General features: G+C 65.8%; 10 protein-coding genes and 2 pseudogenes. 2 read left to right on the plus strand and 10 right to left on the minus strand.

The annotated features are described in order from the left end of the window. Positions 1-348: 348 nt before the first annotated feature. Positions 349-702, minus strand: a complete 354-nt coding sequence (locus ASG52_RS27275; RefSeq protein ID WP_056244840.1) for a toll/interleukin-1 receptor domain-containing protein — start codon at positions 700-702, stop codon at positions 349-351. A 10-nt stretch (positions 703-712) separates the two neighbouring features. On the opposite strand from ASG52_RS27275, the pseudogene ASG52_RS15360 reads away from it, so the two are divergent. Beyond that, positions 713-1,360 (plus strand): annotated as a pseudogene (locus ASG52_RS15360) (fatty acid desaturase); the annotation flags it as partial. Between the two features lie 162 nt (positions 1,361-1,522). Here the strand turns inward: ASG52_RS15360 and ASG52_RS15365 are convergent. The 7 genes from ASG52_RS15365 to ASG52_RS15395 all read right to left on the minus strand — a co-directional run bounded on the left by ASG52_RS15365 (position 1,523) and on the right by ASG52_RS15395 (position 6,104). Next, a complete protein-coding gene (locus ASG52_RS15365; RefSeq protein WP_353612492.1) occupies positions 1,523-2,440 on the minus strand; it encodes an NAD(P)H-hydrate dehydratase in 918 nt (305 codons plus the stop codon). After that, positions 2,433-3,227: a histidine phosphatase family protein gene (locus ASG52_RS15370; protein WP_286159063.1), complete on the minus strand. Its 795-nt coding sequence runs from the start codon at positions 3,225-3,227 to the stop codon at positions 2,433-2,435. The genes ASG52_RS15365 and ASG52_RS15370 overlap by 8 nt, the downstream gene beginning before the upstream one ends. A 79-nt stretch (positions 3,228-3,306) precedes the next feature. Beyond that, entirely contained in the window at positions 3,307-3,954 is a 648-nt protein-coding gene (gene wrbA, locus ASG52_RS15375) for an NAD(P)H:quinone oxidoreductase (RefSeq protein ID WP_056244842.1), read from the minus strand. A gap of 305 nt (positions 3,955-4,259) precedes the next feature. Further along, the gene (locus ASG52_RS15380; protein ID WP_056244845.1) at positions 4,260-4,496 is read right to left on the minus strand and encodes a DUF2171 domain-containing protein; all 237 of its coding nucleotides are present in this window, start codon (positions 4,494-4,496) and stop codon (positions 4,260-4,262) included. Positions 4,497-4,507: 11 nt separating this feature from the next. Beyond that, entirely contained in the window at positions 4,508-5,056 is a 549-nt protein-coding gene (locus ASG52_RS15385; protein ID WP_056244848.1) for a YciE/YciF ferroxidase family protein, read from the minus strand. 177 nt (positions 5,057-5,233) lie between these two features. Beyond that, positions 5,234-5,383 carry a helix-hairpin-helix domain-containing protein gene (locus ASG52_RS15390; RefSeq protein WP_286159064.1) on the minus strand — a complete coding sequence of 50 codons (150 nt, stop codon included), beginning with the start codon at positions 5,381-5,383 and terminating at the stop codon, positions 5,234-5,236. Next, a complete protein-coding gene (locus tag ASG52_RS15395; protein ID WP_286159065.1) occupies positions 5,355-6,104 on the minus strand; it encodes an alpha/beta fold hydrolase in 750 nt (249 codons plus the stop codon). Before ASG52_RS15395 ends, ASG52_RS15390 begins: the two co-directional genes overlap by 29 nt. A gap of 291 nt (positions 6,105-6,395) precedes the next feature. Between ASG52_RS15395 and ASG52_RS15400 the strand changes: the two genes are divergently transcribed. After that, positions 6,396-6,677: a DUF2312 domain-containing protein gene (locus tag ASG52_RS15400; RefSeq protein WP_056244858.1), complete on the plus strand. Its 282-nt coding sequence runs from the start codon at positions 6,396-6,398 to the stop codon at positions 6,675-6,677. Positions 6,678-7,211: 534 nt separating this feature from the next. On the opposite strand, the pseudogene msrA reads toward ASG52_RS15400, so the two are convergent. Then, positions 7,212-7,729 (minus strand): annotated as a pseudogene (gene msrA, locus ASG52_RS26465) (peptide-methionine (S)-S-oxide reductase MsrA). Positions 7,730-8,118: 389 nt separating this feature from the next. Beyond that, positions 8,119-8,454, minus strand: a complete 336-nt coding sequence (locus tag ASG52_RS26470) for a hypothetical protein (protein WP_082552589.1) — start codon at positions 8,452-8,454, stop codon at positions 8,119-8,121. Between the last annotated feature and the right edge of the window lie 47 nt (positions 8,455-8,501).

Consider the following 8,501-nt stretch of genomic DNA (forward strand, 5'->3'; position numbering starts at 1 on the left):
GCTGAGCCCATCAATCCTCCTGTCGAGGACCACAGGGAATCAGATCACGCCGTGCCAGTGAACCCCGAACGACTCGCAGCGGTCGGCAACAGCTCTAGCCATCCGCGCGCTCGCTGCCGGAGGGACCATCACGTCCCGTCGCTCCGGTCGTCCGCTCGCGACCGTTCCGATGCTGGGCTTCGGATCAACGGACCTTCGGGTTCGGACGCTTGCGGCCGGCGACGGTCCCCTGCGGCTTCGACGCTGCCATGACCTTCCTGTTCGATGCGGCCTTGACCGTCTCTCGCTTCGGCTTCGGTGCGGCGGCCTTGGCCGGGACCTTCGCCTTGGGGATAGGCGTGGGTGCCTTCAGCTTTGATGGGGGGGCATCCTCGGCGAGGGGACCGAGGGTGTCGCCGGGTTCGCGGCGCCCTTGGCCATCTCGGTGCGCACCGTCCAGACGAGCTTGCCGAGGCCCTGGGCGACATCGAGGAACGCGGCGTCGGCGCTGCGCCATTCCGGCACCGACCGTCCGTCCTCGGGCAGCAACTTCAAGCCGGCGGCCGTAGTCGCCTTCCACCCGCACGGGCGCACCACGACGCCGACGACGCGCTTGAGGCACTTGGCCCTGCGTACCATCTCCAGGTTGTATTCAAGTTGGCAATATCGACTGGAGATGTACTCGGGGCTGAGCAGGGCCACGAGGATGTGGGCTTGCCTCATGGCCCTGGAGATGCCGGCGTCGAGTTGCGGACACGGCTCGTTCCTGCCCTCACGCCGCGGCAACGACTGGCTCGGCCGCGCCTTGAGCCTTCTGACGGTGACGCCTTACGACAGCTGGAAGCGGGCCCACGCCCTGCATCATGCCGCCACCGGCGATCTCAGCCGCCGCGGCAGCGGGGATATCCACACCTTGACCGTGCGCGAGTACCTCGCTCTGCCGCGCGGGAGCCGGCTCCGCTATCGCCTCTACCGCAATCCGTTCCTCCTGATCGTGCTCGGCTCTCCGCTCAACCTCCTGCTGCTGCAGCCGCTGCCCTCCGGCGTCGGGCTCCCGTGGCGGACGGCGTGACGCGACGTGTTGGCGCTCGACGCGGTGCTCCTCGCCGGTCTCGGGCTGCTCGCGCTCGGGGTCGGCGGCATCGGGCCGGTGCTCTGGGTGTTCCTGCCGGTGATCAGCGTCGCCGCCTGGATCGGGGGCTGGCTGTTATACGTCCAGCACCAGTACGAGGAGACCGTCTGGGAGGAGGCCGGCGCCTGGGACTTTTACCGCGCAGCCCTCGGTGGCAGTTCCTACTACGTCCTGCCGCGCGTCCTGCAATGGTTCACCGGCAATGTCGGCCTGCACCACGTCCACCATCTGAACAGCCGCATTCCGAACTACCGCCTGCACGGCCGTCTGACTCTGCGCGAGAACCTGGGCTGCCTGAACCTAGCACTTTGGGATGTAGACGCGCGCAAGCTGATCGTATTCGCACGCGTAGGGGGCTTAAACCTGCTCGTTGAAGTTGAGTCCGCCCCGGCAAATGCCGGGACCGAGTATTTAGACAAGAATTTCGGCGAGGATGCTGGGGATCTCAGGCGGGATTTCCCGCGCGAGGAACCCAATGCCCCCGTGTCGCCGAGCCAGGCGGCGTCCAGCCTCACCGTGGCAGTACACACCCCAAACGGCCGCTCTGGCAGGATCGGCACCGCGGGCGAGCAAACCAACGATCAGCCCGGCCAGAGTGTCGCCCGAGCCCGACGTCGCCAAGCCGACATGGCCTCCCTCGTAGCACCACGCACCACCGTTCGGTGCGACGATGTAGGTGGCGCCACCCTTCATCACCGTCAGGGTGCCGAACCGTTCGGTCGCTTCCCGCGCGGCGGCCAACGGATCGGCTTCGATCGTCTCGCGCTCCCGTCCGAGCAGCCCGGCCATTTCTCCGGCATGCGGGGTGATGACGGCCGGTGTTGCCAGCCTCTTCGTCAAGCCGGGCTCGTCATTCAGAACGCACAAGGCGCCCGCATCGAGCACGAGTGATGTCGTGCCCGCCTCACGCAGGATCGCCGCAACGATGGCCGTCGTGTCGGCGTCCTCGCTCATCCCCGGGCCGAGGAGAACCGCGTCGCAGCATCCCGCCCGCTTCGCCACCTCGTCCGCGTTGGTTCGCGATATGCCGCCTGCCTCGGTCTGCTGAAGGCCGACGACCATCGCCTCTGGCACCAGCAGCCCCAGCGGCACCGCTACGTCGCGGCAAACCGCGATTTGAAGCTTGCCCGCGCCGACGCGCATCGCTGCCTCGGCCGAAAGGCGAATTGCCCCGGGCAACTCTCGGCAGCCTCCCAACACGAGGACGCGACCGCGGCCGTCCTTGCTGTCAGATGAGGGGGGCGGCGGGGGCATGCCGCGCAGAAGGCGCTCGGTGATCGGCTCGGCACTGTCGCTCCGCTCAGCCATCCGCCCATCCACCTTATGCATGCTGTGCCACTCGACCTGACTCGGCTGGGCCCTCAAGGTCGGGTTCGGAGGTCACGGGCGTACCCCCCGCAGTGAGGGGAGCAACGAAATTGTAGTGCGCGAGCATCATCCCCCCGGAGGGCGGATGATCCACATCGTAGGCGTACTCGGTCACGCCGCAATTGGTGACATCGCCCTCGGCATCGATGGCGAGGATGCTGGCCTCGTCCAAGTTCTCCAACAGGTAGCGCATGCAGAGTACGACGACTTGGTGCGCCACCACGAGCACGCGTTGGCCCGCATGATGGAGGGCGATGGTGTCGAGCACCCCGCGCAGCCGGAAGATCACATCGCACCAACTCTCGCCGCCTGGCGGGCGGTGGTAGAACTTACCGAGGTCCGCCCGCAGAGCGGCTTGTTCGGGATGCAGAGCCTCGATACCAGCCCGGGTCAGTCGGTCGAGGATGCCGAATTCCTTCTCGCGCAGCCGCTCGTCGATCAGCGTCGCGGGCGTTCCGGCGGCGAGGCCGCCGCTCGCCCGGATCGCCTCAGCGGTCTGGAGCGCGCGGCGATAGGACGATGCGAGGACGAGGTTCGGACGCTCCGACTCGGGTCGCGCGGCGAACCAGCGTCCTAATGCCTCCGACTGCTCGCGACCCAGCCCGCTCAGCGGCACGTCCATATCGCGTTCAGCGATGTCGATGCGGTGGGCGTTGGCCGCATGCGCGGCGTCGCGGGCGACATTTCCGGCACTTTCGCCGTGCCGCACGATCCAGAGACGGGAGGGGTGCCGGGCCAGTCCACTCACTCGTCCCTCTCCCCAACTTCTCGTTTCACACCCATCCCCATGGGAATCGGAACGCACCGATGGATGCAGGATGTTCCCGTCAGCCGGATGTCCGGTTCCGGCTCGGCATCTCGTTGGCCCTGACGAGGGCACGGGTGATGGCCACGGTATGCCGGCCCTGGTGGCGCGCCGCGTCCAGATCCTTCGGGCGGGGCTGCCCCTTGCCAGCCCCAACGATCGCCGACGCCCCGTATGGGGAGCCCGCCTCCAGCATGGCGTCATCGGTGTAACCGGTTGGCAAGATGACCATGCCCAGATGTGCCATCGGGGCGTAGAGGGCCAACGTGACGACCTCCGAGCCTCCATGCGGCCAGGACGCAGCGGCGAACGCGCCGCCGACTTTGCCCGACAGCGCTCCCCGCTTCCACTGTGGCCCAAGGCGGTCGAGGTAGTTCTTCAACTCCGTGGCCGGGGCACCGAAATAGGATGGGGTGCCGAACAGGATCGCGTCGGCCCACTCCGCATCCTCGTCCGTCGGTGCCGGGTAGAGAGCGTTCTGACGATGGGCCTCATCGAGCCAACCCTCGACCTTGGCCATGTCTTCAGCTGAAGCCACTTCGCGAGCCCGCCGCAAACGGACCTCGGCCCCGGCCTCGCGTGCAGCCTCCGCAGCGACCCGAGCCAAAGCCTCGATGGTTCCGGTGCGTGAGTAGAAGACGATCAGCATGCGGACGTGCGGCTCGGTCATCACGTCATCCGTTTCGGTTTGCCGGCGCAATCGGGGCGTCGGACAACGATAGTGCCGGCAGTCAGCTCCTGCGCTTTTTGCGCACAGCGAGACGATTGAGGTTCAGATTTAGCTTTCAGTCTTGGTTGGGGCCAAAGCCAACCATCGAAAAGCCGCAGCAGCGTTGGAGCGGCTCTACTTCCTGAAGCTTAATGACCTGTCACAGATACCACGCGCACCCAGGCAACTAATAAGTGGTCGTTCTCCGCCTGTGCAAAGGGCCGCCTTCCGGCAGCCCTCTGCTCGATGTTTCAGGGCTCGGAGCCCTATTCCGAGGTGCCCCACTCGTCCTGAGCTTGGGCCGTCGTGCGGTTCAGGCGGACTTCGCCCGCCTCGATCGCTTCGATCGAATCGACGTGGATGAAGTGGTGGATGCCGTGGGCGGCCGGGTCGGTCCGCGTCAGCTTGATGCGCTGCCCGTCGAGATGATCGACCGTGCCGATCCGGCCGCCGTCGGAGCCGACAACCGGCATTTGCTCCTGGATCAGACTGGTATCGACCATGGATCGGCTCCTCACGCGGCCTTGGCCTTGCTGGTTTTCTTCGGAGCGAGCTCCTCGTCGGCGTCGGTCTCGGTCCCTTCCACGTTGATCCGCTCTGCGATCTCGGTGAGCAGCTGGTCGGTCTTCTTCTCTTCCTGCAGCGTCGCGTCGAGCAACTTGGCGGCGTCAGCGTAGCCGAGCTGGGTCGCCCAGGTCTTGAGGGTGCCGTAACGGGCGATCTCATAGTGCTCGATCGCCTCGGCGGACGCCGCCAGAACCGCATCCGCGGCCGGGCTGTCCTCGAAGTCCTCCTTGTCCTCCTCCATCTCGAAGGTCAGGCCCTGCATGGCCTCGCAGGTCTTGCCGCGCGCCGGCTTGCCGATGATCTCGAACACCTGCTGCAGGCGCTCCACCTGCTCGGCGCTTTCCTCGGCGTGGGTCTCGAACGCTTGGCGCAACTCCTCGTTCTCGGCCGACTTAGCGGACTTCTTCAGCGCTTTGACCGATTGCCGCTCAGCGTAATAGACATCCTTCAGCGTTTCGTAGAACGCATCCTGCAAGGTCTTTTGCTTGGCAGCCATGGCGACATATCTCTACATCGTTGAGCGAGTAAGGCCGCGGCAGTGAACTCACCGGCAGCCTGCACCGTAGAAACGTGGGGTCGGGCGGCCGGGTCCGAAAATTAATCCGGGATAAGCTGCAAAATTGCGGGAACTTCGCTGGCCATGCGGGCGCCGCTGGTGCCTCCGCCCGCCGGGTCAGTGGTCCGTGACTTCTACCTGTTCGCCGACCCCCTCGGTCTTGCCGCTGAGGCCGGGGACCTCGTCCAACTGCCGCAGGCTGGTGAAGCGGCCCCGCTCTTCCCGGTACCGGACGATCTCATGCCCGTGGCCCTTGAGGGCCGGCACGCCGTCCAGTTCCTCGGCCGTCGCTGTGTTCAGATCGATCATGGTGGGTTCCCGACGTCTCGCGCGGCAGAAGGAGCGGCAACACGGCAGCCTTAAACGCTTCCAGATGGGAGTAATTGATCCCATGGGCTGCGCCGGGAATGACGGCAAGAGCCCCCCGAGGCAGGGAGGCAGCCAGGCTCGTCACGAACGCATAGGGGACGATGTGATCGCGTGTGCCCCAGACCACGAGCGTCGGCTGAGAAACCCGTAACGCCTTCTCGCCGATGTGGTTGTCAACCATGCTCCTTAGGGTCTGGAGATAGCGACGGACCCCAGAGCGGGCATAATCCGTCAGCGCGACCCAGGCGAGCGACCAGCGCTCGAAGGGCGCGATGAGGAAGAAGCCCACAACTTGCCGGGCGATGCCGCGCGCCTCCGGGTCCGGCGTAGGCCCCTGCAGCACCAGGCGGTCGACGAGTTGCGGGTGAACGAGCGCAAGCTCGACGAGCACCTCGCAGCCGAGGGAATTGCCGACGAAGGCTGCGCGCTTCACGCCGACCTCGTGCATCCAGGCCGCCAGCGCATCGGCAAGCTCACGAACCGTGAGCGCCGCAGCAGGCTTGTCGCTCAGGCCGAAGCCGGGCAGGTCGGGCGCATAGACCCGCAGGTGTGGGGCGAGATGCTCCGCCAGCGGGATCATGTAGCGGCTCGACATCCCGAGCCCGTGGACCAGGATCACGGGCAGCCGGTCCTCCGGCACGACACCGACCGAAACGCGGGCATGTAGGATGATGCCTCCGACGCGGTCGCGTCTCGCTGCGAGGCGCCCCTAGCACGCACGCCGTCCGGCTGACGATCGGACCACGGCCAGACCGAACGCAACCCCGACGACCATCGCAGCGATCCACCACCGGAACCCGTTCATCCGCCCGCCCTGCTGATTGCGCCCACGCTTATCCGGCGGATCGCCTTAACCTCTCGCTTACCCTGGCCCGCCAGTTTGCCGGCCCGATCAGTGCGAGGAGTGAGCATGTCCGACACGACCGACACCGTGGGCGTCGCAGGCGACCGGATCCGCTCCATCATCGAGCGCATCGAGCGCATCGACGAGGAGATCAAGGATCTCATGGAGACCAAGAAGGAGATTTTCGCCGAGGCCAAGGGCGAGGGACTCGACGTCAAGGTGCTCAAGGAAATCCTCAAGCTGCGCAAGCAGGACAAGGACGAGCGCGACGAGCAGGAGACGCTGCTCGACCTCTATCTGCGTGCCATGGATGCACCGTCGCCCGCGCCGGTCGCCCAGGCCGCCTGATCGACGCCACCGCCACCGGGCCACGTCCATCGGGCCCGGTGCGCAATCAGACACGAGTTCGAGGCCGCCAAACGTCGACTTGAGGCACAGCGCTCTGTGTCAGATGATCGAACCCTGGACGACACTCACGATCAAGGCGCGACAGATCCGCATGGTTGTGACACCAGCAAACGGACGTCGGACGCAACCTGGGCGGCTAGGCTCGGAACCGGGAAGGTCAATCGCACTTGCCTCCCTGAACCGGCGCTGATCGGCAAGGAGACGGATCATGTCCACGGACACTGACAAGCATCGCGGTTTGCTCGACGCCCTCAGGATGGCACAGGGCAAGAGTGACGGGTCTTTCGAGAAGGCCGTTACCGCCGCCTTCGAACACGTGTTCGAGCACTTGGATCGACTGAACGACCATGTCTCGCCCGGGGGCCCAGATGGCGGGGACCGTCACCTGAAGCCGGGCGAGTCACCGACTCTCCGGTAGCGCCACCCGTGACCGGAATGGCATTGGCTGTTCGCAAATCGAAGTTTTGATTGGGCTTAGGCGTTCTCAGTCGCCGTCGCGCTAGCAGGCAACACCCAGTTCGGTCGCACGAAGTGGCAGGTATAGCCGTTCGGCCGACGTTTCAAGTAATCCTGGTGCTCCGGCTCGGCCTCCCAAAAAGGCCCTGCCGGCGCCAACTCGGTCACCACCTTACCTGGCCAAAGTCCAGATGCATCGACATCAGCAATGGTGTTCTCGGCGACCCGACGCTGGTCATCGTCGACGTAGTAGATGGCCGAGCGGTAGCTGAGGCCCCGGTCGTTACCCTGCCGGTTTGGGGTGGTCGGGTCGTGGATCTGGAAGAAGAACTCCAGGATGCGCGGTAACTCGTTCTGTTCGGATCGAAGACGATCTCGATGCCTTCGGCATGCGTCCCGTGGTTCCGGTAGGTCGCATCCGGCACGTCGCCACCCGTGTAGCCGACACGGGTCGCCAGCACGCCTTCCTGGCAACGGATCAGGTCCTGCATGCCCCAGAAGCAGCCGCCCGCCAGTACCGCCCTCTCGCTACCCATGTCGCTTCTCCCTGAGCCCCCGGTTTCCCGTCAGATGGGGTCCGCGACGTCGTTTTGCCCTGCGGCCCCGTATCCATTCGCAATGTGGGATGACGGACCAGCGCCCCCGGCCTCCAAGGTAGGCTTGGGGTGGGAAGCTGCTGTCGAGCATTTGCCCGCTGAACGACGGCTTCGCGCCAATTCCGGACCTTCTGCCACAACTGCTGGAATGGCCGCTCTTCGCTCGAAAGCGGCCTCTGCACGGAACGATCGGGCTGGGTGGCTACAAGACTCCAGGCCGGGAACGCCGCGCTCGCTGGTCGAAATGATGGTCGCTCGACCATTGGGTCCTGGGTGACATCGGAGCCTCGCGGGCTGCGGAGGCTCGGCACGCTGCGGCACTCCGGCGGTCAATCGGTCGGGTGCGGGCTAGTGGGTATCAAGGCCGTTCTCCAGGGATGCGCCGAACGTGTCGCGGCCGTCCCGCAGGCGCAAGCCCGGGTCGCGGGCTGGCTGGTGCGGGTGTAGCGGAAGGCGGTCGCCTCGGAGCGGATCACCTTGCGCACGACCTTGCGAGAGACCTTCAGCTCCCGGCAGATTTGCTTGATCGGCTTCTGCTGCACGAAAAATCCGCAGGCGCGGCGAGAGGTGATCGGGCAGGTGCTTGAATACGCCGGCCTGATGCGCAGGCTGAGTGAGAAGCGGCGTGGAAAAAGAACCCGGCTGAAGGGCTGATCGGCGTCCAATTGGGACCCACCCCCCGGCAGCTCACGTCATGCTCCCATCCAGTCCA

This window comes from Methylobacterium sp. Leaf456, assembly GCF_001425465.1.
In the GTDB taxonomy this organism is placed as follows: Bacteria; Pseudomonadota; Alphaproteobacteria; order Rhizobiales; family Beijerinckiaceae; genus Methylobacterium.